Genomic DNA, 25,049 nt, shown 5'->3' on the forward strand with positions numbered 1-25,049 from the left:
AAAACATTTTAAAGCATCATTTGTTATTGAATTCGATGTAAAGCCAGTTTGGTTAAATTGACCAGTGCTTGACGATATTGGCTGTCAGGTAAAGCCTGTAATGCTTGAAGTGCGGCTTCGGTTTCTTCATGCGCCCGTTGTCGGCAGTAATCTAGTGCGCCAGAACTGTTTACGATAGCAATGACTTGATCAAGATCTGTTGTTCCACCTGTCGCAATACTTCGACGAACAATGTCATGTTCTTCACCCGTTGTATTTTTCAATGCTGAGATTAACGGTAAAGTCGGTTTACCTTCCATTAAATCATCGCCAATATTTTTACCTAATGTTTCCGCATCTGAGGTGTAATCCAAAATATCATCAATGATTTGAAAGGCATTGCCAAAGTGGCCTGCAAATAAACGCAGCGGTTCACGGTACTGCGGTGCCCCAGAAAGAATGGCAGCCCCTTCAGTTGCCAGTTCAAATAAACGTGACGTTTTACCGTGAATAATATCTAAATAAGTTTGTTCTGTGGTTTCAGGCTGGTGCTGTGCTTGAAGTTGTAGCACTTCACCTTCGGCAATTTCACAAGTCCCTGTCGAAAAATCTTTGAGTAAGGTCATATCACCGAGATCGACCAATAAATCAAAGGCACGTGAAATTAGAAAGTCACCCACCAGTACTGCGGTCTGATTGTTCCAAGTCGCGTTGGCCGTTGGGCGACCACGACGTAAGCCAGATTCATCAACCACATCATCATGGACTAAGGTTGCGGTATGCAGCATTTCAATGATTGCAGCAAGTTTACGTTGGCGTTCCAAGTCTTCTGCACCACAGGCTTTGGCAGCCAATAAACACATAATGGGACGCATGCGTTTGCCACCTGCTTCAACCACATGTTTACTCACCGCCATGACTAATGCCACTTTAGAGGTAATGCCTTCATTAATAAATGTGTCCATCGTGGCAAAGTCTTGAGCTACAGGGGCGAGAATATCTTGCTTAAAGTCGATGGTCATTTGAAGAGCGGCCTCATCTATATAAAGTGATAAAAATCAGCATTACCAGTATTGTGTAAATAGGGATACATGTCTAAATGATTCATTTCAATCATAAATAAGACTCGCTAGCGTGCGAGGCTATATTTTACGAAAGACAGTTCCTTATTTCCCCAATGTATAAGCGTACTGCATTTGTAGGCTTATTTACATTTTAAAAATCAATTCATCCATACTATAGCGGATTGATTTTAAAAATCTATTTCATTGTAAGCAAAGTCAAGCAAGAGTTGAACTGTAATTTGTTGATTGAGTTTTTCTCGATTATTAAATAATCGTTAATTTAGTCTAATAAGTTCGGCAAATCTCTTGTTGTTTGAGTCAATATCACTTAAAATCCTTGCCCTTGATTAACCCCAGTGGCGTTCGTATTAAGATCGATATATTCCTTTATCGGCACGACGACACGGGCATGTTTGGAGTACATTATGTACGCAGTAATCCAAAGCGGTGGTAAACAGCACCGTGTTGTAGAGGGTGAAACCCTTAAAGTTGAATTGTTGAAAGCTGAAACTGGCGCAACTATTACGTTTGATGACGTATTAATGCTAGTAAATGGTGACAGCATTCAAATCGGTGCTCCAGTTGTTGCTGGTGCTACTGTAACTGCTGAAGTAGTTAGCCATGGTCGTCACGACAAAATCCGTATTGTAAAAATGCGTCGTCGTAAACACTACCGTAAACAACAAGGTCACCGTCAATGGTTCACTGAGTTGAAAATTACAGCTATTTCAGGCTAATCACGAGGAGTAATGAGACATGGCAACTAAAAAAGCCGGTGGTTCGACTAAGAACGGTCGTGATTCGAACCCTAAAATGCTTGGTGTTAAAATTTACGGTGGTCAATCTGTGACTGCTGGTAACATCATCGTTCGTCAACGTGGTACAGAATTCCACGCAGGTCAAAACGTTGGTATGGGCCGTGACCATACTTTGTTTGCAACCGCTGACGGCGTAGTAAAATTCGAAGTGAAAGGTCAGTTTGGCCGTCGCTACGTAACTGTTGAAGCGTAAGTTTTAATAGTAAAAAAACCCACAGTTTTGTGGGTTTTTTTTCGTCTATTCATATTGTTAGCTTATTTTTCTTGTGTTTTTATATTTTGATTAAAGCACTAAATACCAATAAATAGTGATATACATCACAAAAAATAGGAGTGTAGTAAAAAAACAAAACTAAAAGAAAGGTAGACAGATATGAACAGAATATTCACAAAAGTCTTGGAAAAATCCTGCTGCTATATGGTTGTTACAAAACAAAACAGTCAAATTGAAAAAAACCATATGATGAAAGAGACAGCGTTGCGTATTTCTTATAGATCAAACACTGAGAATAGCGGCGTTGTTACGAATCTAAGACTTACTCCGAAATTATTGTTGTTGAGTATTTTATTGGCCATGGGGAATGCAGCATGGGCAACTCAGGGAGATAATCATCAAGGGCAGGGACAAGGACACGAGTCACATGGGAACGGAAATGGGTATGGTCATGGTTCGCATGGAAATGGTAACGGACATGGAAATGGTAACGGACATGGACACGGTTCTGGAACTTCAGGTTCTATGGGACCACAAGGACCAATAGTTCCAGAGGAACCACAGGGCATCCCAGGAGAAAAAGGCGACACAGGAGCCAAGGGCGATAAGGGTGAGCAAGGTATCCAAGGTGTGAAAGGCGATACTGGAGCAACTGGCGCCAAAGGAGATAAGGGCGACAAAGGCGATAAAGGAGACAGGGGTTATACTGGTGCAACAGGTGCAACAGGTGCAACAGGTGCAACAGGTGCTACAGGAGCCAAAGGTGATAAAGGAGACAGAGGCGATACTGGAGCAACGGGTGCACAAGGTATCCAAGGTGCCACAGGTGAGACAGGGGCAACTGGAGCACAAGGCGAACAAGGTATCCAAGGTGAAACGGGAGCGACAGGATATAATGCTTATCAAGTTGCGCAAGTTAATGTTTTGACGGTACTATCACCGAATGGCTCGCTAGCTTAAAAGGCGATATGGGTAACACAGGGATGACTGGTGCAACAGGTTTTAGTGCTTATGATGTTGCAGTTGGTAATGGTTTTGAGGGCAGCATTACTCAATGGTTAGCAAGTCTTAAAGGTACAAACGGTACCAATGGGATCTCTAAAGAAGTGATGGATGCTGCTGACACCTACATCCTGAATGAAGCAAAAACTTATGTGAACCAAGTTGGGCAACAAACCCTCAATCAAGCAAATGCTTATACGGATAGTCGTGTAAATGCCTTGAACCGAGACATGCGAAAACTCGAAGATCGAACCTATGCAGCAGTTGCATCAAGTATTGCGATAGCATCTTTACCGCAACCGACAGATGCTGGCTACACTATGTTTAGTGCCGGTGTGGGTACATGGGAAGGTGAGCAAGGTTATGTTTTTGGTCTCAGTGGTGTGACTGAAAGTAACAAATATGTATACAAAGTAGCTGTGACAACCAATAGCGAAGGTGATTTCGGTGCAGGTGCAGCAATTGGTTGGCAATGGAAATGACAGTGATAATTCTTAACCTCAGTTAGAAAAGCCTCTATTGATTTAGGGGCTTTTCTATGTATAAAGGACACATCTCATCTTCATCATGATGGATATTTCACAACATTAAGCACCAATAAATATACAAATCTTCTTATATTCTCAATTATTAGCCATAAAATTTGATTTAAGATAGCTCATCTAACAAATTGCGACTGCGCAAATTATAAAAGGTGAGATTATGAAAATGCTTCGTAAGACTTTATGTGCAATGACAGTAGGTGTAGTAACACTTGGCCCTGTTATGAGCAGTACAGTATTTGCAGCTCCGGTTGCAGCATCGGAGCAACAAGCCACGACGAGTTTAGTGAAACAGTTGAGTGGTATTCAAAGTATCAGTTCTAACTTTGAGCAAACCACCAAAGTCACAAATTCATCTAAAGCACCGAAGAAACAAGGTTTATCTGCTCAGCACATGAATCAGACCTTTAAAGGGGTGATGAAAGTTGAGCGTCCAGGGAAATTCTATTGGGAAACCACAAGCCCTGCAAAACAAACCATTGTGACTTCGGGCAAAACGGTTTGGATTTATGATCCAGACTTACAGCAAGCAGTTCGTCAGACTTTAGATGAACAGGTGGCGAATACCCCTGCACTATTATTGTCAGGGAATACGGAACAGATTCGTAAGTCATACCGTATTACGCAACCAAATCAGAGCAAAACTTACTATACCCTGTACCCAAAAAGCGATGATGGTGCGTTTCAAAGTTTAACGATCAGTTTTGGTGCGAAAAATGCGCCGACGTTAATGATCTTAGAAGATTCTTTGGGACAAACCACCTATGTGCGTTTTAATAACACCAAGGTAAATACCAATATTCCACCTTCAACCTTTAATTTTACTCCGCCTAAAGGCACAGATATTATTGACCAATAAAATGAGTCTGTTGTTTAAAACCACCTTCGGGTGGTTTTTTATTGGGTCACGTTCAGTTACATAACGTGGTGGGAAGTTATGGCTGTGCTTTGTATAGTCTGAGCTATTGAATACGTAACTGCGGGTAAATCATGATATTACTTCATAACAATAAAATTGGATCTGTCTTCGCAATGATGTTGTGCGCGGGATTGCTCAGCGCATGCCAGCCACAAAATGACAGTAACGCTGCAAAAAGTGAAGAGACAACTAAACCAGCTCATGTCGCGCAGACCTTGCCATTGATAGAGGCAAAAGTTCGACCATTACAATTGGCGCGTTCTATTGCTTGTGATGAAGAAGGGTGCACCAAATACCAGCTGTACAGCGTGGAAACTAATGTTCCATGGATCAATCAATATTTTGATGAGCGGATGAAAAAAGCCAATCCTGTGGCGTTTGAAAGCTCAAAGCAGGCTAAGCCACAGATTGATGAAAACATGCTCAGTGAAACTTTGTCTGATGTCCGTTATGTGGCGCAGCGTGGTAAATATGCTGATTTTGTTTTGATGTATTATCACTACCCAGCGCGTGCCGCACATGGCATGTATCACAACGAATACATCACCTTAGATTTGGCAAAGAAAAAACGTGTTGCACTGAGTGAGATCGTGGTAGACAAGACTGAATCGCAATTATTAGATGCATTATATAGTGCCAATAGTATGTGGCTGTCCGATCATAATATTTCACGAGAGCAATTGAAGCTGACAGATAATTATTATATGAGTGCCAAAGGTGTGGTGTTTGTCTATCCATTATATGAATTAGCATCTTATGCAGAAGGGATGTCTGAATTGGTTTTACCGTATCAACAAGCCAGCGGCTTAATTAAGGCGGAATATTTGCCAAGTTTTGTCGATTATGCAGCTGAACGAGAAAAAGCGAGCAAAGAAAAGCCATGAAAATTGCTGTAATAAGCCACAGCTAGTGATCGCGTGACTGTATTTTTCGGCCTGAAGCGCTTACACTATAGCCAGTTTTTTTCTTTGCAAAAGATTGGCTATGATCGACCCGAAATTACTCAGAAATAATATTGAGGCTGTAAATTTAGCCTTAGCAAAACGTGGTGTACAACTGAATGTTGAAGAATGGGCATCACTAGAAGCTCGCCGTAAAGAGATTCAATCCAAAACTGAATCTCTTCAGGCTGAACGTAATTCGGGTGCAAAACAAGTTGGCCAAATTAAAAAAGCTGGTGGTGATGCATCTGAAATTATGACGCGCATGTCAGCGATTGGTGATGAAATCAAAGCCGCAGAAGTCGCTTTGTCTGAATTACAAGCTGAACTTGAAGCAAAATCACTCAGCATTCCAAACTTGCCAGATGAGTCTGTTCCTGAAGGAAAAGACGAAAGCGATAACGTGGAAATCCTCACATGGGGTACCCCGCGTACGTTTGACTTCGAAATTAAAGATCACACTGACTTAGGTGAGTGGATGGGTGGTCTTGAGTTTGAAACTGCGACCAAATTGACAGGTTCTCGTTTCAGCGTGCTCAAAGGGCCACTTGCTCGTTTACAACGTGCGATTACCCAGTTCATGTTGAATACGCATACCTTAGAAAATGGTTATACCGAAGCTTATGTGCCGTATTTAGTCAATGCTGACTCACTCCGTGGTACAGGCCAATTGCCTAAATTTGAAGAAGATTTATTCAAATTACAAGGTGAAAAAGAGTATTACCTCATTCCAACTGCGGAAGTGCCTGTAACCAACTTTGTGCGTGATGAAATCATTGATGCAGACCGTTTACCATTGAAATATGCAGCGCATACGCCATGTTTCCGTAGTGAAGCAGGTTCATACGGTCGTGATACGCGTGGTTTGATTCGTCAACACCAATTCGACAAAGTTGAAATGGTGCAAATTGTTAAACCTGAAGACTCAATGCAAGCGCTTGAAGAGCTTACAGGTCATGCTGAAGGGATCTTGAAAGCACTTGGTTTGCCGTACCGTAAGATCATTCTTTGTGGTGGTGATATGGGCTTCGGTGCAACTAAAACTTATGATCTTGAAGTTTGGGTACCAAGTCAAAATACATACCGCGAAATATCTTCATGTTCAAACATGGGTGACTTCCAAGCGCGTCGTATGAAAGCACGCTACCGTGCAGACCAAAAGAAAACTGAATTTGTGCATACGCTGAATGGTTCAGGTTTGGCTGTGGGCCGTACTTTACTTGCGGTCATGGAAAACTACCAACGTGCTGATGGTTCGATAGAAATTCCAACTGTGCTTCGTCCTTATATGGGCGGTGCTGAGTACATCGACTAATAAAGTCGATGTATGGCACAATTTTGTGCACAATAATTGCTTTAAGACAGTCAGATAAAACTCATTGAGGTCGTGTGTGGATATTTTTCCAATCTCTTTAAAGTTGCAACAGCAACCTTGTCTGATTGTCGGTGGTGGGCATATTGCTTACCGTAAGGCAGTGTTGTTACATAAAGCAGGGGCAGTGATTCATATCATTGCTCCTGATATTGATGCAAATTTATTGCAACTGGTTGAAGAAAGCCAAGGGCAATATATCCAAGCGCTATATCCTGCGCAGATTCAACTCAATGACTATCGTTTAGTGATTGCTGCGACAGATGATTATGCGGTGAATACCCAAGTCTTTGAGGACTGTGAAGCGCTGAAAATACTGGTCAACAGTGTTGATGATCCACCACATTGCCGTTTTATGGTTCCTGCTATTGTCGATCGTTCACCTTTGGTGATTTCAGTGGCCAGCAATGGTACATCCCCCGTTTTATCTCGCCAAATTCGTACCCAGCTTGAAACCAGCATTCCACATGGGATGGGTAAGCTGGCTGAGTTTTCAGGAAAATGGCGTGCAGCGGTGAAAGCGAAGATTTCCAATCCTGACGAGCGCCGTGTTTTTTGGGAAGACTTATATGCAAGCCCCCTGAAAGAACAGGTTTTTCATGACAATCTTGCAGAAGCAGATCGTTTAATCGAGCAAGCGCTGTTGGAGTGGAAAACGCCGAAAGGTGAGGTATATTTGGTTGGTGCAGGTCCAGGTGATCCTGAGTTGCTGACCCTCAAAGCATTGCGTTTGATGCAACAAGCCGATGTGGTGATTTATGATCGTTTGGTTTCTCCTGCGATTATGGAACTCTGCCGTCGCGATGCAACAAAAATTTATGTGGGTAAAGCCCGTTCTAACCATGCTGTACCGCAAGAAGGCATCAATGCCTTACTGGTGGAATATGCCTCAAAAGGTCAACGTGTTTGCCGTTTAAAAGGTGGTGATCCTTTCATCTTTGGTCGTGGTGGTGAAGAAATTCAAGAGCTTTTTGCAGCAGGTGTACCATTTCAAGTAGTGCCAGGAATTACGGCAGCTTCGGGTTGTTCGGCTTATGCAGGCATTCCGTTGACACATCGCGATTATGCGCAAAGTGTGCGTTTCCTTACGGGCCATTTAAAAGAAGGTTCGCCTGAGTTACCGTGGGATGAGTTGGTTTATCAGAATCAAACGCTTGTGCTGTACATGGGCTTAGTTGGTTTAGAGAAAATTTGTGAAAAGTTAATTGAGCATGGCCAGCGCCCAGACATGCCTGTTGCTTTGATCTCGAAAGGTACTACGCCAGAACAAAAAGTGCTGGTCGGGACCTTAGCGGATATCGCATCAAAAGTTGAAGAAAATCATATTCAAGCGCCTACATTGACCATCATTGGTGATGTAGTAAGCTTGCGTGAACAATTACAGTGGCAAGATTAATTATTGCCATATTGAAAGAGTAGAGAAAAGCTGTGATCCATGTTGTTTTATACGAGCCCGAAATTCCTGCAAACACAGGCAATATCATTCGTTTATGTGCCAATACTGGAGCGCAGCTGCATTTGGTTAAGCCTCTCGGCTTTGAACTGGATGATAAAAAACTTAAACGTGCAGGTTTGGACTACCATGAGTGGGCGCGCATGCAAATTTGGGAAACATTCGATGAGTGTTTAGCAAATTTAGCCCTAAAAGGTGTCGATATAAATGCGATTTATCCTTTAACCACCAAAGGAACGGAAACGCCGCATACTTCGGATTTGAATCGTCCCGTGGCTTTACTCATGGGACCTGAGACGCGTGGTCTGCCTGAACAGGTTCGTATGTTATTTCCAAAAGAGCATTGGATTCGTTTGCCAATGGCTGAAAACTCGCGCAGTTTGAACTTATCCAATGCGACAGCCGTGATTGTTTATGAAGCATGGCGTCAGCAGGGTTTTAAGCCTTTAGCCTAATCAAATTACTGTGACAGAGCCCGCTTAAGCGGGCTCTGTTTTTTCTAGCTTTTGATCGAATCCAGCTCTGGATTTTAAAACTTTAAGCATATTGGCTTCGACCCAATCTTTCATTTGATAGGCATTTTGAGCAAAGTCTTTGCCAATCTCGGTTAACGCATATTCCACTCGAATCACGTTGTCTTCATGAATGGTTCGCGTCAAAAAACCATCGCGCTCTAAGATCTTTAATTTTTGTGACAGCACTTTAGGTGAAATACCTAAAACATTTTTCTTGAGCTCATTAAAGTGTTGCGACTCTTGATCCAGCGTATACACAATCAATAAAATCCACTTGTCTGCAAATTTTTCAAAAAAAAGACGAGCAGGACAATCTGGATGAAAAATATTAAATTTCATTGGCTTATTCATTTTACAAAGATCCTCAAGCTGTCTTTTTTGCTTTTCATACCTTGTATTTGACCAGTTACCAAGTGGTAACTAATTGATACTAGGTTTCATAAGTGTATCATGAATACAGACTTAATGCAGCGCTGTCATCAGACTACGCTTTCGCAAAATACTGGCAATTGGATGTATCACATAATGAAAGTTTCTGAGGCTGTTGTTTTTATTACGGGTGCGAATCGTGGCTTAGGACTTGCCATCGCTCGGGAGGCACGTCGTCAGGGCGCTAAAAAGATCTATGCGGGTATGCGCCAGATTGGGAGTTTTCAGGAAAAGGGGCTTACCCCGATTCAACTGGATGTAAATGACGAAGCATCTATTCAGCAGGCAGCAGAACAATGCGCAGATACCACGATTCTTGTGAATAATGCGGGCATTGCGCTTTTGAATGAGCATCCTGTCAAGCCAATATCATTACGACTACGCAAAAGATTTTGGAAACTAATTTATTGGGTTTGATGCGGGTGACGCAAATTTTTGCTCCGATCTTGCAAAAGAGCCAACAGGCTTATGTGGTCAATATTCTCTCGGATGTATCTTGGGAGCCAAGCACTGTTTTGACCAGTTATGCCATTTCTAAGGCAGCAGCATGGTCCTATACCAACTCAAGTCGTCAGTGGTTGTCTCAATTTAATATTCAGATCATGGGGGTGCATGTGGGTTTTATTGACACCGATCTGACTCGTTCATTACCCATTCCGAAGATTGCGCCAGAAACAGCAGCTCAAGAAATATTTCAAGGCATCGAGCAAAATGCTTATGAAGTTTTGATCGGTGAAAAGACCCAGCAGTTGAAGCAGGGCCTAAGCGCTGAAGTTGCAAGTTATGTGAAGCTCAAGCCCGATCAGGCAAGTGTTTAAGATATTTCATACTATTTATTTTTAATGGTTTACGCAGCGTCATGCTTGACGAAGCAATGCCAATCAAGTGATTCAAAAGAGGAAACTAAAATGTCGAATATTTCAGTGGTTTTTTATTCAGGCTATGGACATACCAAAGTGATTGCACAAACTTTTGCGCAAGAAATTGGTGCAAATTTGGTGGAGATTGACCCAAATGGCGACATTTCAGAGCAAGATTGGCAGACATTGGATCAATCTGATGCAATTGTATTTGGTGCACCAACTTATATGGGTACTGCACCGTGGCAATTTAAAAAGTTTGCCGATGCATCTTCAAAAAAATGGTTTACTCGTGCATGGCAAGATAAAATTTTCGGTGGCTTTACCAATAGTGCAAGCTTAAATGGTGATAAGCAAGTGACCTTAATTCAACTACAAACACTTGCATCGCAGCATGGCGGTATTTGGGTAAGCTTGGGCTTATTGCCTGCCAATAGTAAAACGGCAACCCGTCAAGATGTAAATAATTTGGGTGGTTCTGTAGGCTTGTTGGTGCAATCACCATCCGATGCAAGTACGGATGAAATTCCAACTGGGGATCTCGAAACCACAAAAGTCTATGCACAACGTATTGCTAAAATGACTAAACAATTTAAGGGCTAGTTTTTTAACTCTAGTTTAAAAAAGAAAAAGACGCACTTGGCGTCTTTTTCTTTTTGAATGAAAGATTAGAGCGGATCGTCAAATTCATTATGTTGTGGTGCAGGTTGCTTAAAGCCTTTGGTTTTATAACCTAAGTATAAAATACCAAACATTGCCCACCATAAACCGAATTTCAACGCGGTTTCTTCAATTTCTAGCCACATAGCAAAGATACTGAGGAATCCACACATTGGAATCACCACAAAGCTAAAGATATCTTTAATATTCTTTGTGCGGCCATCACGTAGTGCATATCGTGAAATCACCGATAAGTTTACAAAGGTAAATGCAGTTAACGCACCGAAGCTGATCATCGAAATGACGATGTCTAAGTCCATGAAGCCAGCGGTTAATGCCACAGCACCTACAATGAGAATGTTATAAGACGGTGTAAAGCTTTTCGGGCTAATGTGACCAAAAATCTTCTTGTTAATCACGCCATCGCGGCCCATTACATACATTAAGCGTGAAACGCCTGCATGTGCCGAAATACCCGATGCCATAACAGTCACAATCGCGAAGTACAACACCACCGTTTTAAACGCAACGCCACCGACGGCTTGTAAAATGTCAGGCTGTGTTGCAGCAACATCTTCAAAGTAAGTCTTTGGATCGTTCGGGAAGTAAATCTGCATGAAGTAGGTGCTGATAATAAAGATCACACCGGCCAAGAGTGCCGTTAAGAAAATCGCTTTAGGGAGTGTTTTCTCGGTATCTTTTGTTTCTTCTGCCAGCGAGCTGAGCGAGTCAAAACCTGTGAATGAGAAGCACAGCAAAGTCGCACCTGTAATCAGGGCACCCAGTGAAGTAAGCTCATTCCAAAATGGCTCTAAACTCCATAACTGATATTTAGCATTGACCAAAGTACCATCTGCGTTGACGCCACCAGCAAGTAAGCTGTAAACCATCCACGTGAAGTAAGCAATCACACCTAACTGTACAAAAACGATCAAACCATTAAAGTTTGCAACGAAGCGTGCACCACGTAAGTTGACCGCGGTCATAAATGCAGTTAAACCTACCACCCAGACCCAATGGTTTACATCAGGGAATAAGGCTTCAAGGTAAATCACGGCAAGAATGATGTTGACCATTGGAGACAATAAATAGTCTAACCATGATGACCAACCGACCATAAATCCGACATTCGGATGGATGGATTTTTGCGCATAGGTATAGGCTGAACCCGAGGAAGGGTAGCGACGAATCATGTGACCATAACTGATTGACGTGAATAAAATTGCAATTAAAGCAATGATATATGACGTTGGCACATGATAATGACTTTCTTCTGATACTAAACCGAAAGTATCAAATAATGTCATTGGTTGAATATAAGCTAAACCAATAATAATGATGTGCCAGAGACCTAGCGTTTTTTGCAGTTTAGCTGCCGATTGAGTCCCAGAAATATTAGTCAACGGCGTTATCCTCTTAATCGTTGATCAAGGATCAGTCATGTTTAATAAGGATCGTTTGAGACGAACGATCCCCCCTGTATTTAATTTCAAAAGTGCGCCAATCTACATTAATTTGGCCGCTTTTGTCAGTAACTTTTTCAGATTTTTTAGCAGTTTTTATGCCAATAGTTATAAGGAAAGCATTATTCCTTATGGCAAATAAAAGCCCGATGTTTAAAAAAACATCAGGCTAAGATTGTCGCTATATTGGCTGATTTTTTATGAATTACCAAGCTTTTTCTAAAATTGCTTTTAAATCTTTTAAGCTTGCTTCTTTCGGGTTGTAAATGATTGAACCATCGTTGAGGGCCTTTTCTGCCACCTCATCGAGTTGTTCTAAGGTCACTTTTCCTGTTTCACTCAAGGTACGGGGTAACTTGGTTAGGGTAAATAAGCGATCACGCATCGTGAGTAATGTACTGATGGCTTTGTCTGCACGTAAGTGAGCAGGAGTCTGCGCATAAATGTCTGGCCCTGCAAGCGGTAACAAGAGATCTGCAATTTTGTCGCCATTCACTTCCTTGTTAAATTCAAGGACATAAGGGAGGAACAGGTTCATGCATAGTCCATGCGGCAAGTGTGCAACTGCACCTAAGGCATGTCCAAGTGAGTGTACAAGGCCCACCATCGAGTTTGAAAATGCAATGCCAGCCATGGTTGAAGCTTGAGCCAATTCTAAGCGGCCGTTGGCATCGCTTGGATTATCCAGCACATTAAACAAATGATTGCTGACTTTTTTAATTGCTGCCGTAGCATAGGCATCTGAAATCGGATTGTGTGCCATGCATGTATAGGCTTCGACGGCATGGGTCATGGCATCCATTGCGGTCATCGCAGTTAAGTGCGGTGGCAGGGTTTGGGTCATACGTGGATCGAGAATCGCAGCATGCGGCATTAAATAGTACGATGCGAATGGCAGTTTGACATTTTTCTCTGGATCAGACACCACCGCAACCATGGTGACTTCAGACCCTGTACCTGATGTGGTTGGGATCACAAAAAAGGGTTTGAGTGGTTTAGGTAGGTTGTGTGCCCCAGAGTATTTCAGTAAGTCATCACCACCTTCAGACACCAAAATATTGGTGGCTTTTGAGGTATCAATCACCGATCCGCCACCGACCGCGATAATGGCATCGCACTGGTGTTCACGATATAAATTGGCCGCTTTACGCACCGTCTCTAAGCTTGAATCGGGTGGAACATCATCAAAAATTGCGCCAATCACCGCATCGGTAGACTCAAAAGCCGCTTCAATGGGTGCAAGTAAGTTATTGGCACGTACACCTTTGTCGGTAATGATTAAAGGTCGGGTTGCGCCTAATGTTGCCAGTTCAAACGGAATGTGTTCTAAAGCAGCATGACCAGCGATCACTTTTACAGGACAGAAAAATTCGTAATAAGGCTTCGCCATGTTATGCACTCCGTTTTAAATATGATTGGGCTACTTTGAGATAAATATTTGCAGCACCAGTGAGTTTTTCTTTTAAGCCCAATTCAGTTGGGTATTCTTTGACGGCAAGTTCAGCGACCATTTTCGGTAAAATCAACGATTCCATTTTATTCAGACAGCGGACGAGGCGAATCGCATACGAAATATCGCCATCTGCAATCATACGGTCGTGTGCAAAAGCTTGTGCTGTACTTTCTTGAAATGAAAACACCAAAAAGGCATGGCTTAAATGTTTAAAAGTGATGGTTAAATCTGCCTTTAAACTTCCCGGAGTAAGTAATTCGAGTTGATGGTTTTCGGTCACTTTGGCTAAAAAAGCCGGGCCGTTTGGAAAGACATTCATCGATAAGGTGAAATTGGCTGGAAATTTGGCAACTTCTTGCTGAATTTCACTATCGACTTGGCTGGCCATGACCAATCCTCGGCCAATCACATCCATCATAAGTTTGACATAGGTCAATTGCAGAGCGGGTTTCACTGAATTTACGTTAATCACTCGCTGTTGTCCTTTCTAAAAATAATTATTAGTTTAGAGTAAATACTCTAATTTATTTTTCCATGAAAAGCAAAGCCTTTATATATGCTGTACTTGAACTTCTTTAAAGTAACCGCTGTGCTGTAAAGTTTCAATAATATCGGCACATAAGTTTTCAAAGCGCGGGTAGTCTGGTCTGAGGTCTGAGATTCGCACCATTTCTAAGCCCGCATAGCCACATGGATTAATGGTGTGAAACCCAAATAAGTCACAGTCAATATTTAAGGATAAACCATGATAACTGCGGCCTTTACGAATTTTAAAACCCAATGAGCCAATCTTGCGTCCATCGACATATACGCCGGGTGCATCAGGTTTGGCATAGGCTTCAATCTCATATTTTTTGAGTAACTCAATCATCAGATTTTCAGCATAAGACACCAAGGTGCGGACGTTCCAGCCAAGACGGTTGAGGTCAAACATAAAATAGGCAACCAACTGCCCGGGACCATGCCAAGTGACTTGCCCTCCGCGATCCGTTTGTACCACAGGAATATTGCTGCTCATGAGGATGTGTTCAGGTTTTCCAGCTTGACCTTGGGTGAGCACGTCATGATGTTGCAAAATCCAAAGTTCATCTGGTGTGTCTGCATCTCGTTGTTCAGTCAGTGCTTTCATTTCTACAAAGCGGTCAGCATATGAAGTTAAGCTATCAAACTGGCGAATAATGAGTTGTGGTTTGAGAACGGCATCTGACACGGCACTTGCGTCCTTATAAAACAAAAAGTATGTCTGAAATTATAAAGAAAAGATCTATAGCGTAGGGGGATTTCTTCAGTGAATAAGCTGAATTCAATAGATTAAGAATCTAGGCACAAAAAAAACACGCTCGTAAGCGTGTCTCATTGATACATCATTTGAATTACAGCGCCGTTTTAATTAACGGACAAGCCGCAAGGTCTGCATACAGTTGATGAACTTGTTCTAATTCTTCAAAACGCAATTGAGCAGTTAAAGAATGGTATTTACCTGTGCGTGATGGCTGGACTTGGATAGATTCACCATCAAACTCTGGAAAATGTTTGACTAGAATTTCAACCACTGCAACATGTAACTCAGTGCTGGCAAAGCCAATGAGTTTGATCGGGTAGTCCATAGGAAATACCCAAAGATGTTCTTGTAATTCACGTGATGGTGTACGGTCTAACATAGTCATGAGCGTCAGTCCCCCTTATTTCAAACGCCTGCGAAACTGCAGGCGTTAGGTGTTGCTCTTAAATACTTAATGGAGACTCGAGATTAAATTTCAAGTCTCCAGTGTATCGGTATCAATTAGTCGTTTTCTAGGAATGAACGTAAGTGTTCAGAACGAGAAGGGTGACGTAATTTACGCAGTGCTTTCGCTTCGATCTGACGAATACGTTCGCGCGTCACGTCAAACTGTTTACCTACTTCTTCTAAAGTATGGTCCGTTGGCATGTCGATACCAAAACGCATTTTCAAGACTTTCGCTTCACGTTCAGTCAAGTTTTCAAGCACTTCACGCGTTGCTTCTTTTAAGCCTTCAGACGTTGCAGCATCGACAGGTGACGTGATGTTGCTGTCTTCAATGAAGTCACCCAAATGCGAATCTTCATCATCACCAATCGGTGTTTCCATCGAAATTGGTTCTTTGGCGATTTTCAGCACTTTACGTACTTTAACTTCATCCATTTCCAAACGTTCGCCGAGTTCTTCAGGTGTTGGTTCACGGCCCATTTCTTGAAGAAGTTGACGAGATACACGGTTGATCTTGTTAATGGTTTCGATCATGTGTACTGGAATACGAATGGTACGTGCTTGGTCGGCAATCGAACGAGTAATGGCCTGACGAATCCACCACGTTGCATAAGTTGAGAACTTATAACCACGACGGTATTCAAACTTGTCTACCGCTTTCATCAAACCAATGTTACCTTCTTGGATCAAGTCCAAGAATTGTAAGCCACGGTTGGTGTATTTTTTCGCAATCGAAATGACCAAACGTAAGTTCGCTTCAACCATTTCTTTTTTCGCGCGGCGTGCTTTCGCTTCGCCTACAGCCATACGTTTTGAAATCTCTTTGATGCCTTTAACATCAAGGTCCAAATCTTTTTCAATGTCTGCAATTTTTTGTTGGAACGCTAAAACGTCAGGGCGTACTTTTTCAAGATAGCCTTTTTGGTCTGGCGAAGCTTTCGCAATTTGTTCATCTAACCAAGCAAAGTTGGACTCTTGACCTGGGAAAGAGGTACGGAATTGAGTACGATCCATACGACCACGACGTACTGCATAGCGCATTACTTCACGTTCAGAGGTACGGATTTGTTCATGTGTACCACGAATCATTTCTGAAATGATGTCAAATAAACGTGGTGTAAATTTGAACATCATAAACACAGTTGCAAGTGACTCTAAAGCGTCTTCTGCTTCTTTGCTTGAACGACCATGTTTCTCGATGATGGTTCGGGTGTTTTTCCAAGCCGCAGTCAGTTCGTCAAAACGCGCTTTGGCAATTTCAGGATCTGGGCCAGATTCACCTTCAGAATCATCATCACTTTCAGACTCTTCTTCTTCCTCGTCATCATCCAATTTCACATCTTTGGTAGACTTGGTTGAAGAATCATCTTCTTCATCAATTTCAGCCTCTTCTTCAAGGACTTCGGGAATCGCTTCATCAGTTTCAGGGTCTAAATAACCTGAAAGGATGTCCGCAAGGCGACGTTCGCCTGCTTCATAATCTTTGTATTCTTGTAATACCACTTCAACCGCATTTGGCCAGTAAGCAATCGAGTGAAGAACGTCACGAATCCCTTCTTCAATACGTTTTGCAATACTGATTTCGCCTTCGCGCGTCAACAGTTCAACAGTACCCATTTCACGCATATACATGCGGACAGGGTCAGTGGTACGACCAGGCTCATTTTCTACAGAGGCAAGAACAGCAGCGGCTTCTTCTTCAGCAACTTCATCGGCAGCTTCATTACCACCTTCAAACATTGCATCATCAGATTCAGGCGCACGTTCGTGCACAGGAATACCGACATCTTGAAGCATTTGAATAATGTCTTCAATCTGTTCGCTTTCAGTGATCGAGTCTGGGAGATGATCGTTAACCTCAGCGTAAGTTAGGTAACCTTGCTCTTTGCCTCGGCTAATCAGAGCCGCTACTTGTGAAGTAGGGGAAGTCATATCGCTCATCTTTGCTTACTCTTCGTTGAATCTGTGGCAGTGGAAAACTGTGCGTCTAGGCACAATTCGCTTCATAAACTTATTTGTAAATAACTGCGTATTCCATCAGGGATAGTCAGCCAAAAGCTGCCTGATAAAATATTAAAAATATAAATTCAGTGATTTAGATGGGGGTGAATTTGTTGTTTTCAAGTTCATCCCGAGCGTGCTCAAGTTCAAAACCCAAATTTGAAATCTGAACAATTTGGATTTTATGTGACCATTTAAAGTCGTAAACTACAAAGACGCAGGGTGGATTATATCATGCCATAAAAATTGGTTAGAAATAAAGACTAAAAATCAAATTAATTGCTCTAAATGCAAATAAAACTTGACAAGGTTCTGGAACCCATATAAATAGCGGCTAAGACCCTTCACATTTTTTCACTATGAGGTAGTTTTAGTGTCTTCTACAGATTTTGAACTAGATGATAACTACGCTGATGATGATGTTAATTTTGATGAGTCATCAAGTAAAATTAGTGCGAAAGAATCATTAGAAAAACGTCGCCTGATTGATGACCTTCTTGCACAGCGCCGTTTGGAACGTGAGCTTAAAGATTTTGATTACGACATCGACGATGACGACGATTTTGACGACGAAGAAGACTAAAATCAGATGTAGCATCGTGTCTGAAAATGCTATGCTAATGCCCTAATCAGTTTCTGAATTTGGATTTGAAATGAGTGCTTTAGATTTAGACTTATTGAGTGAATATCTAGATGGTGACCAAAATGAGTATGGTCTAGATTTTGCAGCGACTCATGGTTTTTTGTGTGCAATTGCAGTTGGTCCTACTTTTGCAAAATGGTTGGATGAACTTTTTGATAATAATCAAAAGAAAGTGCCTGCCGAGATCATCTTACAAGTGAAAGCTTGGCTTGAGTCTATTCGTCAAAACCTTGCCAATGAAGAAGGGATTGAATTTCCTTTTGAAATTGAAGAGGCCGATGTTGAGTCAAGTCTGGGGGATTGGAGCGTTGGTTTTGTGGATGCAATGTTCCTCAATGAAGATGCATGGTTCACGCCTGAGTTTGAAGAGCAACTGGTCGATCTTACTTTACCAATTATGGTATTTAGTGGGATTGATGAAGAAGATCCGCAAATGGAGACTTTCCGTCGTAACGGTCAGTTAATGGATGAGCTTGCAGAAGAAATTCCAGAGAACTTAAACGAACTTTATCTCATGTATCATACGCCAGCATAATTGTTCTTGCGTCGTGACATCAGCAATGCAGGCATTAGCAAGCAAATAAAAAAACGTCCCTAGAGGACGTTTTTTTATGCCCAAATTTTAGTGTTTAAACACAGGTATCACTCATGCTTAGTTTGTGAGAAATAAGCAAAGTCCTAAAGTTGCGAGTACGGTACCGATGACACGGTTAATGCTCACTTGTTTGCGTAAAATTTTATTTCGGATCACTGGGGTAGAGCAGAATAGTGAAATGAGCAAAAACCACAGCAGATGACTGGCCGAGATAAACATGCCATAACCGATTAAATGCATCAGACCATGATTGCCTCGCAACAACTGTGCAAAGATGCTCATCACAAATAGCGTAGTTTTGGGATTTAAGCTGTTGCCTAGAAAGCCTTGTATAAATGCTTGCCGTGGATGCAGTAAAGTATGAGTGGCATGGTCACTAATTTGCTGTTGGGTAAATGTTTTGTACCCGATATACATCAGGTACAGCGCGCCAATATATTGAATGATATGCAATAGGTTCGGAATGTAGTGCTTTAAGAAACTGAGCCCCAGTACGCTATAGCTGATATGTATCCATACAGCACAAGCAATACCATATGCGGTATAGATCCCTTGTTTACGCCCATATAGATAACTATTTCGGCTGACCAAAGCGAAGTCAGCACCAGGACTGATGACTGCAAGTAGGATGATGATTGCAATCGCTATAATTTCATTCACTCATTGATCCTTGTTCAGGTTGAATTAAAAGGATTTATATATTTTTCATATATTTGCTATAGTGAAAATCGATTTTAATTCTTTCCTATCGATGAGTTTTTGGAATGATTGAGCGCTTATCACTGAATTCTCTTAAGTTTTTTTATTATGTCGCCCTCTATGACAGTGTCACCATCGCTGCTGAAAAACTTTTTGTGACTCAAGGTGCGGTCAGTAAGCAGTTAAAAAACTTAGAAGAGGCACTGGGGCATCGTTTATTTATTCGTGACGGCAAAAAGTTACAACTGACGGGGGATGGTCTAACACTGTTTGATTGTTGTGAGCAGGTGTTTCCTCAGATTGACCAGTGTCTCGTACAGATGGCAAAAGAAAAGAAGAATGAGAAGAAGACCTTAATCTTATCCTGTGAGCCGACCATCGCCATGAAATGGCTGATTCCGCGCTTGGTTCAATTTAAGCTACGTTATCCTGAGATTGATATCAGTTTGTTAACAGCGGGTGGAGAAGCGGATTTTAAAGCGCAAAACATCGACTTGGCCTTAAGGCGTAATGATTTTGAGTGGGGCAAGGCCATTTATAGTGAAAAAATGGCGGATGAGTATATGGTTGGTGTGTCGCGTCATAATCATTTAGCCCCGATGTCTCAGCTGTATATTTCCAGTTCGAGACCTAAAATTTGGACACAATTTAAGGATGCATATAAAACGCAGTTTAAGCACTTTCAAAAAGTAGCATTGGAACATTTTTATTTGTGTATAGAGGCATCTTTAGCAGGGTTGGGGGCAACAGTGGTGTCAGCCTATATGGTTGAAAAAGAGCTCGATTTTCAAATGTTAGATATGCTTACCCCGATTGTGCAAGACGGCTCCACTTATTATTTACTTTCCGCATCTCCTTTTGAGGATGATCAGCATAAAGTCATTTTTAAAGGTTGGTTGATTGAAGAAATGAGAGCCAGCCAAACAAAGTTAATGGCACTTTCCGCTCAAAAGCACTAATGACGTGCGGCATTTGATTGTTATCTATCAAGCATAAAAAAAACACCTCAAACGAGGTGCTTTTTTTATGGCAACTTTTTAAAACAATAGTCTGCGTACCAACCATAGGCAATATGAAAAATAGCACCATGAATCGCGACCATACACAGCATAACGACAGCGGTGAGTCCAATGCCGGCATTATCGACGGATTTCATAATCGCTTCAGCATTGGGATTCATCAGTACTAAAAACAGCACAAAGAAACTACCAACGATAATTGCGACTGCACTTGAACCCCAAACCAGTTGAATTTTTTCATGATTGCTTGGAACACGCTGTTCCTTCTTCACAAAGTGTCCGACACTAATTAGTGCACAAGCCACTAAGGTCGGAATTAAGGCTAAACCGCTAAGGTTTAAACCAAAGACCAGTACGGTGATTAACAGCACCAAAGCAATGCTATATACCGCAGCAAAATGCAGTAAATAGTGTTTCATGTATTTCCCCAAAATAAATAAATTAGCCGCGTGTTTTACGCAAATGTCTGCGATATAAAAACCAAAAGATAATCACAGCGACAATGGCAATAATGACATAACCGACTTTGCTAAAAATTTGATGCATCAGTGCTTGGTTTTCACCAAAGTAATAGCCGACTGTTGCTAAAAATGTTGTCCAGATAATTGTACCGAGTCCACTATAAAACATGAACTTCCAAAAGGGCATACGGCTCATCCCCGCAGGGATGCTAATCAGTGAACGCACTGCAGGAATCATACGACCAAAAAATACAATACGGTGACCATACTGCTCAAACCAATCTAAGGATTTTTTCACATCGGCGGATTTGATAAACAGATATTTACCATAGCGGTCGACCCATCTGAAAATATGTTCTTGTTTAAATTGATAGCCGATCCAATACAGCACTGCCGCGGCAAAGAGTGAACCAATACATCCTGCAATAATGACCCCAATTAAAACCAACTCGCCTTGTGATGCGGCATAACCTGCCGAAGGCATGATAATTTCAGAAGGAATGGGCGGAAAAACATTATCAAGAAACATGAGTAAGGCTATTCCCCAATAACCCAGTTGTTCCATGACGGAGATGATCCATGCAGTGAGGTTCATATAGACCATAAAAATAAATGCGATAAGTTATCTTAAGGACTTATCGCATGTGGGTAAAGAATTGAAATGTATTGTTTTCTATTCGTCGAAACGAGTGTGGGTCAGCGTGTGAATATAGACTTTACGTAAGCTATAGGCCAGCGCAATCGGGATTAAACTAAGCAACGTATAATTTAAAAGATTTGAGCTTAAATGGTAACCAATGCCGAGCGCGATACTTGAACCGATCAACATGCCTAAAACCACGATAAACAAATGCGTGCGTTGTTCAAGCTTGGCTTTGATTTGGTTGAAGCTGGTATTGTGATATTGCTCGATCCGGTTTGCTGCGGCATTGCGAATCAGTGTGCGATGGCGTGGCATGATTATTTTATGCATGGCAATCATCCTATTTTCGTCGTTTAGGCATGTCATTTTTATTGTTATGTGGAGACCTTTAGGACACCACTTTAGCTTATTATTTATACAGTATGACTCAGATTGAGTTCAATGTTGTGACAAAATTGTTAAATTTTTTTAAAAAATGCGAACTGCATAAAAGAATAAGCCCTCATTTGAGGGCTTATTCTTGACTTAAATAATCTGAATGATTTTAAAGGCGTTTACGTTTAGCCGCAGCAATCTGTGACTGGCGCATACGGAAGCCTTCTTTTTGTTTTTCTGAGGTGTTGTCGATACAGTATTTGCATGACACACCATGTTCGTAGCTCGGTTCTTCTGCTTCAGCTGGAAGAAGTGGCCAACCACAAGCATGACACTTAATGTTAAGGCCTTCTTCAACACCATGAGTGACCGCAGTACGGCCATCAAAAACGAAACATTCACCTTCCCACATACTTTGTTCAGCAGGAGTTTCTTCCAAGTACTTTAAGATGCCGCCTTTTAAGTGATAAACCTCGTTGAAACCTTCTTGAAGGAGAAGAGAAGTCGATTTTTCACAGCGGATACCGCCTGTACAGAACATCGCAATTTTTTTATCTTTGTGCTGTTCGAGGTTTTGTTTAACGTATTCTGGAAATTCGCGGAAACTTTCTGTTTTTGGGTCAATAGCACCCTTAAATGTTCCAGCTTTGTATTCATAGTCATTACGGGTATCAATCAAAATGACATCGTCACGAGCAATCAGGTCATTCCATTCTTTTGGATCAAGATAGTGACCGACTAAATCACGTGGCTTTACTTCAACGCCTAAAGTCACGATCTCTTTTTTAAGTTTGATCTTCATTTTACGAAATGGTTTGTCTGCACTGTCAGACTCTTTATATTCCATTTCGTTAAAACCTTCATTCAGAAGGAATTGATGAATCATATCGATCGCGGCACGGTCTCCTGCAACTGTACCATTAATGCCTTCGCCCGCTACAATCAGAGTACCACACAGGTTGATGGTTTTTACCAAGTCTAAAAGACGTTGTTGAAGATCAGCAGGATCTTGAACTTCTTTGAATTGATAAAGTGCGGCAACAACCCAACCAGTCGTCGCTTGCTGTTCTACAGGTGCAAGCTGTTCTACAGTAGCGTTCATGGAGTACTCCAATGTATTTTGATAGATAATTTTAAGGCGCACATTTTACATGGAATTGAATCAATATGCGAGATAAGTAAACATTTTAAATGGCTTCTCAAGTGGTAGGTGAGCGTGTATATTCAGTTGCCAAAGACAAAATCCGTTTTGTTTTGGTGCGTTTATTAACAGGAGTATGTTTTGAGTACAGATCGTCGAATTGCCTCTTTGACCCCATGTGCAGGGCGTTGTTCAACGGTATTTGGTGATTCTGTGTGTCGTGGTTGTCGTCGTTTTAATCATGAAGTGATTCAGTGGAACACCTACACTTCGGAGCAGCATCGTTCAGTGTGGCAACGCTTAGATGCACAACTAGATCAAATTTTAGTGCCTATGTTGCCTTTTGCTGATGTGCAGCAGGTAGAAGCTTTTGTTTTATCTAAACGCGTTCGTTTGCGTCCCGATGCATCCAAAGGGCGGAAGCTTTATCATGCGTTAAAAATCTGTGAAAAAAATAAGAACTTTACCGAAGAAAGTGGTTTAGGTATTCAAGCGCAGCAAGTGAAACCGATTTGGCAAGAGTTTGAACGCCGTGTTTTGGCACTTGCTACCGCCAGTTATGATTTGGCATTTTTACGTGCTGACGCAATTCGACAACATCTCATCCATATGGAAGAGGACGAATAAGTCCTCTTGGTTTGATATAGAAAAAGAATACTTCGCATACCTAAGCTATTTGCGAGAGTGACTGGGGAAAAGGGTTTTTTTGATGGTGAATGTATTTGAGCTGGTGTTGTACTGTACGGCTGTGGTGGTCATGATTGCAACACCTGGCCCTGTGATGTTGTTGGTTGCCAGTGCAGGTCTAAAAGGTGGGTATAAACAAGCCTTAAAAACCATTTTTGGGACGAATTTAGCCTCTTTGGTTCTTATTGTACTATCTGTGCTCATCTTAAAAGGATTTTTAAACATTGCAGAGCATTGGTTAAATGCGATTAAGATTTTAGGCTGCGTATATATTGCTTATCTTGGCTTTCAAATTTTAAAAGAAGCCATTGCACAAGAAACAGAAACATCACCTGTGCAACTAAAGGCGGTGCAGGGAGGCTTTAAGCAAGGTTTCTTGGTGGGTATTTCAAATCCGAAGGATATTATTTTCTTTGCTTCATTTTTCCCACAGTTCATTGGGGTAACCAGTGATGTCGATGTCAGCCTTGTACTGTTGACCATTCTCTGGATTATTCTAGACTTCAGCACGTTGTCTTTGGTTTATTTGGGTTTTAATAAACTATCGCAGTCCGCTTTGTACAATAAGCTGTTAGGCGTTTGTGGTGCGATATTGGTCACAATTGCGCTCTATGGTATTTATACTGTCTTTGCTTGATGCTGATGGTATTGCATCAAAAAGCCTCCAACATGGAGGCTTTTTGATTAGGAGCTTAAAAATTAGACTCCGTGTTTAATGCGATACTGCACCAATTCTTCAATGGTAATCACAGTCAACTGATGCGTTTGCGCATATGCCAACACTTGAATGCCAGAGGCCATAGTTCCATCGGCATTGGTCAGTTCACACAAGACACCTGCCGGCTTCAAGCCTGCTAAACGAGCTAAATCGATGGTACCTTCGGTATGACCGCGACGGGTGAGCACACCGCCTTGGCGTGCACGAAGAGGGAATACATGACCAGGGCGGTTTAAGTCGCTGGGGACAGCCCCATCTTTAATTGCTGCTTTGACTGTGGTGGTACGATCTTGCGCAGACACACCTGTGGTCACGCCAGTTGCCGCTTCAATGGTCACCGTGAATGCGGTTTTAAACTGACTTGAGTTATCTGACACCATAGGCATAAGGTCTAAGTGATCAGCCAGTTCATCGGTCAGACATAAACAGACAATGCCAGAACCATCACGAATCATGCGTGCCATCGTTTCGACTGTGAGTGTTTCGGCAGCCACAATGAGGTCGGCTTCGTTTTCACGGTCAAAGTCATCCATCACCAAAACAGGTTTGCCTTGGCGGATATCTTCTAAAGCTTGTTGGATACGTTGTTCAGCTGGAGAAAGAGCTGAAAAGAAAATTTCGGGTTGAATCAAACTAGACATTGAAACGCTCGCG

At 41.8% G+C, this 25,049-nt stretch carries 29 protein-coding genes and 1 pseudogene; 16 read left to right on the forward strand and 14 right to left on the reverse strand.

The window, feature by feature from the left end; all coding sequences use genetic code 11:
• Window positions 1-23: 23 nt before the first annotated feature.
• The gene (sdsA, locus tag AC0KVP_RS03960) at window positions 24-1,001 is read right to left on the reverse strand and encodes an All-trans-nonaprenyl-diphosphate synthase (protein WP_473339136.1); all 978 of its coding nucleotides are present in this window, start codon (window positions 999-1,001) and stop codon (window positions 24-26) included.
• Between the two features lie 467 nt (window positions 1,002-1,468).
• On the opposite strand from sdsA, the gene rplU reads away from it, so the two are divergent.
• From rplU to AC0KVP_RS04005, 9 genes are all read left to right on the forward strand, one after another.
• Window positions 1,469-1,780 (forward strand): 50S ribosomal protein L21, encoded by a 312-nt coding sequence (rplU, locus tag AC0KVP_RS03965; RefSeq protein ID WP_004695441.1) that lies wholly within the window; start codon window positions 1,469-1,471, stop codon window positions 1,778-1,780.
• Between the two features lie 19 nt (window positions 1,781-1,799).
• On the forward strand, window positions 1,800-2,054 hold the full coding sequence (rpmA, locus tag AC0KVP_RS03970) for a 50S ribosomal protein L27 (protein ID WP_004695443.1): 255 nt from the start codon (window positions 1,800-1,802) through the stop codon (window positions 2,052-2,054).
• 267 nt (window positions 2,055-2,321) lie between these two features.
• The gene (locus tag AC0KVP_RS03975; protein WP_473339138.1) at window positions 2,322-3,035 is read left to right on the forward strand and encodes a hypothetical protein; all 714 of its coding nucleotides are present in this window, start codon (window positions 2,322-2,324) and stop codon (window positions 3,033-3,035) included.
• Between the two features lie 8 nt (window positions 3,036-3,043).
• The gene (locus AC0KVP_RS03980) at window positions 3,044-3,559 is read left to right on the forward strand and encodes a YadA C-terminal domain-containing protein (protein WP_473339140.1); all 516 of its coding nucleotides are present in this window, start codon (window positions 3,044-3,046) and stop codon (window positions 3,557-3,559) included.
• 220 nt (window positions 3,560-3,779) lie between these two features.
• On the forward strand, window positions 3,780-4,478 hold the full coding sequence (lolA, locus tag AC0KVP_RS03985; RefSeq protein WP_325086322.1) for an outer membrane lipoprotein periplasmic chaperone LolA: 699 nt from the start codon (window positions 3,780-3,782) through the stop codon (window positions 4,476-4,478).
• Between the two features lie 131 nt (window positions 4,479-4,609).
• Window positions 4,610-5,422: an RsiV family protein gene (locus AC0KVP_RS03990; protein WP_473339143.1), complete on the forward strand. Its 813-nt coding sequence runs from the start codon at window positions 4,610-4,612 to the stop codon at window positions 5,420-5,422.
• Between the two features lie 100 nt (window positions 5,423-5,522).
• A complete protein-coding gene (gene serS / locus AC0KVP_RS03995) occupies window positions 5,523-6,794 on the forward strand; it encodes a serine--tRNA ligase (protein ID WP_004695457.1) in 1,272 nt (423 codons plus the stop codon).
• A 76-nt stretch (window positions 6,795-6,870) separates the two neighbouring features.
• Complete coding sequence (gene cysG, locus AC0KVP_RS04000; protein WP_234964733.1) at window positions 6,871-8,247, forward strand: siroheme synthase CysG; 1,377 nt, start codon at window positions 6,871-6,873, stop codon at window positions 8,245-8,247.
• A 32-nt stretch (window positions 8,248-8,279) separates the two neighbouring features.
• A complete protein-coding gene (locus tag AC0KVP_RS04005; protein WP_005400372.1) occupies window positions 8,280-8,759 on the forward strand; it encodes a tRNA (cytidine(34)-2'-O)-methyltransferase in 480 nt (159 codons plus the stop codon).
• 24 nt (window positions 8,760-8,783) lie between these two features.
• Here AC0KVP_RS04005 and AC0KVP_RS04010 read toward each other — a convergent pair whose 3' ends face one another.
• A complete protein-coding gene (locus AC0KVP_RS04010) occupies window positions 8,784-9,170 on the reverse strand; it encodes a winged helix-turn-helix transcriptional regulator (protein ID WP_004695464.1) in 387 nt (128 codons plus the stop codon).
• A 114-nt stretch (window positions 9,171-9,284) separates the two neighbouring features.
• Between AC0KVP_RS04010 and AC0KVP_RS04015 the strand changes: the two are divergent.
• Together AC0KVP_RS04015 and AC0KVP_RS04020 are read left to right on the forward strand one after the other, a co-directional pair.
• Window positions 9,285-10,066: pseudogene (locus AC0KVP_RS04015) on the forward strand (SDR family NAD(P)-dependent oxidoreductase).
• Window positions 10,067-10,156: 90 nt separating this feature from the next.
• Window positions 10,157-10,711 carry a flavodoxin family protein gene (locus AC0KVP_RS04020; protein ID WP_005400374.1) on the forward strand — a complete coding sequence of 185 codons (555 nt, stop codon included), beginning with the start codon at window positions 10,157-10,159 and terminating at the stop codon, window positions 10,709-10,711.
• A gap of 65 nt (window positions 10,712-10,776) precedes the next feature.
• On the opposite strand, the gene AC0KVP_RS04025 is transcribed toward AC0KVP_RS04020, so the two are convergent.
• From AC0KVP_RS04025 to rpoD, 6 genes are all read right to left on the reverse strand, one after another.
• Window positions 10,777-12,171, reverse strand: coding sequence for an APC family permease (locus AC0KVP_RS04025; protein WP_005400375.1), 1,395 nt, complete (start codon window positions 12,169-12,171; stop codon window positions 10,777-10,779).
• Between the two features lie 265 nt (window positions 12,172-12,436).
• Entirely contained in the window at window positions 12,437-13,621 is a 1,185-nt protein-coding gene (locus tag AC0KVP_RS04030; RefSeq protein WP_087526362.1) for an iron-containing alcohol dehydrogenase, read from the reverse strand.
• A 1-nt stretch (window position 13,622) separates the two neighbouring features.
• Window positions 13,623-14,102 (reverse strand): hypothetical protein, encoded by a 480-nt coding sequence (locus AC0KVP_RS04035; protein ID WP_216076700.1) that lies wholly within the window; start codon window positions 14,100-14,102, stop codon window positions 13,623-13,625.
• A gap of 132 nt (window positions 14,103-14,234) precedes the next feature.
• Window positions 14,235-14,894, reverse strand: coding sequence for a lipoyl(octanoyl) transferase LipB (gene lipB / locus AC0KVP_RS04040; RefSeq protein WP_411370424.1), 660 nt, complete (start codon window positions 14,892-14,894; stop codon window positions 14,235-14,237).
• Between the two features lie 163 nt (window positions 14,895-15,057).
• Complete coding sequence (locus AC0KVP_RS04045; RefSeq protein ID WP_010327321.1) at window positions 15,058-15,345, reverse strand: YbeD family protein; 288 nt, start codon at window positions 15,343-15,345, stop codon at window positions 15,058-15,060.
• Window positions 15,346-15,467: 122 nt separating this feature from the next.
• Complete coding sequence (gene rpoD, locus AC0KVP_RS04050) at window positions 15,468-17,354, reverse strand: RNA polymerase sigma factor RpoD (RefSeq protein WP_004695479.1); 1,887 nt, start codon at window positions 17,352-17,354, stop codon at window positions 15,468-15,470.
• A gap of 433 nt (window positions 17,355-17,787) precedes the next feature.
• On the opposite strand from rpoD, the gene AC0KVP_RS04055 reads away from it, so the two are divergent.
• Window positions 17,788-17,997, forward strand: a complete 210-nt coding sequence (locus AC0KVP_RS04055; RefSeq protein ID WP_004982817.1) for a PA3496 family putative envelope integrity protein — start codon at window positions 17,788-17,790, stop codon at window positions 17,995-17,997.
• 70 nt (window positions 17,998-18,067) lie between these two features.
• The gene (locus AC0KVP_RS04060; RefSeq protein ID WP_062033954.1) at window positions 18,068-18,592 is read left to right on the forward strand and encodes a YecA/YgfB family protein; all 525 of its coding nucleotides are present in this window, start codon (window positions 18,068-18,070) and stop codon (window positions 18,590-18,592) included.
• Between the two features lie 117 nt (window positions 18,593-18,709).
• Here AC0KVP_RS04060 and AC0KVP_RS04065 read toward each other — a convergent pair whose 3' ends face one another.
• Entirely contained in the window at window positions 18,710-19,312 is a 603-nt protein-coding gene (locus AC0KVP_RS04065; RefSeq protein WP_125273201.1) for a LysE family translocator, read from the reverse strand.
• Window positions 19,313-19,416: 104 nt separating this feature from the next.
• Here AC0KVP_RS04065 and AC0KVP_RS04070 point away from each other — a divergent pair, with 104 nt between their 5' ends.
• Complete coding sequence (locus AC0KVP_RS04070) at window positions 19,417-20,310, forward strand: LysR family transcriptional regulator (protein WP_279663810.1); 894 nt, start codon at window positions 19,417-19,419, stop codon at window positions 20,308-20,310.
• A gap of 65 nt (window positions 20,311-20,375) precedes the next feature.
• Here AC0KVP_RS04070 and AC0KVP_RS04075 read toward each other — a convergent pair whose 3' ends face one another.
• The 4 genes from AC0KVP_RS04075 to trhO all read right to left on the reverse strand — a co-directional run bounded on the left by AC0KVP_RS04075 (window position 20,376) and on the right by trhO (window position 22,951).
• The gene (locus AC0KVP_RS04075; protein WP_473339160.1) at window positions 20,376-20,789 is read right to left on the reverse strand and encodes an ABZJ_00895 family protein; all 414 of its coding nucleotides are present in this window, start codon (window positions 20,787-20,789) and stop codon (window positions 20,376-20,378) included.
• A 22-nt stretch (window positions 20,790-20,811) separates the two neighbouring features.
• On the reverse strand, window positions 20,812-21,426 hold the full coding sequence (locus tag AC0KVP_RS04080; RefSeq protein ID WP_473340413.1) for a DedA family protein: 615 nt from the start codon (window positions 21,424-21,426) through the stop codon (window positions 20,812-20,814).
• A 78-nt stretch (window positions 21,427-21,504) separates the two neighbouring features.
• Entirely contained in the window at window positions 21,505-21,804 is a 300-nt protein-coding gene (locus AC0KVP_RS04085) for a hypothetical protein (protein ID WP_039890017.1), read from the reverse strand.
• A gap of 214 nt (window positions 21,805-22,018) precedes the next feature.
• Window positions 22,019-22,951, reverse strand: a complete 933-nt coding sequence (trhO, locus tag AC0KVP_RS04090; RefSeq protein WP_062033958.1) for an oxygen-dependent tRNA uridine(34) hydroxylase TrhO — start codon at window positions 22,949-22,951, stop codon at window positions 22,019-22,021.
• A 180-nt stretch (window positions 22,952-23,131) separates the two neighbouring features.
• On the opposite strand from trhO, the gene AC0KVP_RS04095 reads away from it, so the two are divergent.
• Both AC0KVP_RS04095 and AC0KVP_RS04100 read left to right on the forward strand, forming a co-directional pair.
• Entirely contained in the window at window positions 23,132-23,617 is a 486-nt protein-coding gene (locus AC0KVP_RS04095) for a DUF1289 domain-containing protein (protein ID WP_473339165.1), read from the forward strand.
• 82 nt (window positions 23,618-23,699) lie between these two features.
• A complete protein-coding gene (locus AC0KVP_RS04100; protein ID WP_428854099.1) occupies window positions 23,700-24,314 on the forward strand; it encodes a LysE family translocator in 615 nt (204 codons plus the stop codon).
• Between the two features lie 62 nt (window positions 24,315-24,376).
• Here the strand turns inward: AC0KVP_RS04100 and ribB are convergent, their stop codons facing one another.
• Complete coding sequence (gene ribB / locus AC0KVP_RS04105) at window positions 24,377-25,036, reverse strand: 3,4-dihydroxy-2-butanone-4-phosphate synthase (protein ID WP_473339168.1); 660 nt, start codon at window positions 25,034-25,036, stop codon at window positions 24,377-24,379.
• Window positions 25,037-25,049 lie beyond the last annotated feature (13 nt).

This window comes from Acinetobacter sp. DL27 (genome assembly GCF_055810995.1).

What these genes read in the sequence shown, in the direction of transcription:
- sdsA (WP_473339136.1), bottom strand. Translation starts at nt 1,001, where the DNA reads ATGACCATCGACTTTAAGCAAGATATTCTCGCCCCTGTAGCTCAAGAC.
- rplU (WP_004695441.1), top strand. Translation starts at nt 1,469, where the DNA reads ATGTACGCAGTAATCCAAAGCGGTGGTAAACAGCACCGTGTTGTAGAG.
- rpmA (WP_004695443.1), top strand. Translation starts at nt 1,800, where the DNA reads ATGGCAACTAAAAAAGCCGGTGGTTCGACTAAGAACGGTCGTGATTCG.
- AC0KVP_RS03975 (WP_473339138.1), top strand. Translation starts at nt 2,322, where the DNA reads ATGATGAAAGAGACAGCGTTGCGTATTTCTTATAGATCAAACACTGAG.
- AC0KVP_RS03980 (WP_473339140.1), top strand. Translation starts at nt 3,044, where the DNA reads ATGGGTAACACAGGGATGACTGGTGCAACAGGTTTTAGTGCTTATGAT.
- lolA (WP_325086322.1), top strand. Translation starts at nt 3,780, where the DNA reads ATGAAAATGCTTCGTAAGACTTTATGTGCAATGACAGTAGGTGTAGTA.
- AC0KVP_RS03990 (WP_473339143.1), top strand. Translation starts at nt 4,610, where the DNA reads ATGATATTACTTCATAACAATAAAATTGGATCTGTCTTCGCAATGATG.
- serS (WP_004695457.1), top strand. Translation starts at nt 5,523, where the DNA reads ATGATCGACCCGAAATTACTCAGAAATAATATTGAGGCTGTAAATTTA.
- AC0KVP_RS04010 (WP_004695464.1), bottom strand. Translation starts at nt 9,170, where the DNA reads ATGAATAAGCCAATGAAATTTAATATTTTTCATCCAGATTGTCCTGCT.
- AC0KVP_RS04020 (WP_005400374.1), top strand. Translation starts at nt 10,157, where the DNA reads ATGTCGAATATTTCAGTGGTTTTTTATTCAGGCTATGGACATACCAAA.
- AC0KVP_RS04030 (WP_087526362.1), bottom strand. Translation starts at nt 13,621, where the DNA reads ATGGCGAAGCCTTATTACGAATTTTTCTGTCCTGTAAAAGTGATCGCT.
- AC0KVP_RS04035 (WP_216076700.1), bottom strand. Translation starts at nt 14,102, where the DNA reads ATGATGGATGTGATTGGCCGAGGATTGGTCATGGCCAGCCAAGTCGAT.
- AC0KVP_RS04045 (WP_010327321.1), bottom strand. Translation starts at nt 15,345, where the DNA reads ATGTTAGACCGTACACCATCACGTGAATTACAAGAACATCTTTGGGTA.
- rpoD (WP_004695479.1), bottom strand. Translation starts at nt 17,354, where the DNA reads ATGAGCGATATGACTTCCCCTACTTCACAAGTAGCGGCTCTGATTAGC.
- AC0KVP_RS04060 (WP_062033954.1), top strand. Translation starts at nt 18,068, where the DNA reads ATGAGTGCTTTAGATTTAGACTTATTGAGTGAATATCTAGATGGTGAC.
- AC0KVP_RS04070 (WP_279663810.1), top strand. Translation starts at nt 19,417, where the DNA reads ATGATTGAGCGCTTATCACTGAATTCTCTTAAGTTTTTTTATTATGTC.
- AC0KVP_RS04075 (WP_473339160.1), bottom strand. Translation starts at nt 20,789, where the DNA reads ATGAAACACTATTTACTGCATTTTGCTGCGGTATATAGCATTGCTTTG.
- AC0KVP_RS04080 (WP_473340413.1), bottom strand. Translation starts at nt 21,426, where the DNA reads ATGAACCTCACTGCATGGATCATCTCCGTCATGGAACAACTGGGTTAT.
- AC0KVP_RS04085 (WP_039890017.1), bottom strand. Translation starts at nt 21,804, where the DNA reads ATGCATAAAATAATCATGCCACGCCATCGCACACTGATTCGCAATGCC.
- trhO (WP_062033958.1), bottom strand. Translation starts at nt 22,951, where the DNA reads ATGAACGCTACTGTAGAACAGCTTGCACCTGTAGAACAGCAAGCGACG.
- AC0KVP_RS04100 (WP_428854099.1), top strand. Translation starts at nt 23,700, where the DNA reads ATGGTGAATGTATTTGAGCTGGTGTTGTACTGTACGGCTGTGGTGGTC.
- ribB (WP_473339168.1), bottom strand. Translation starts at nt 25,036, where the DNA reads ATGTCTAGTTTGATTCAACCCGAAATTTTCTTTTCAGCTCTTTCTCCA.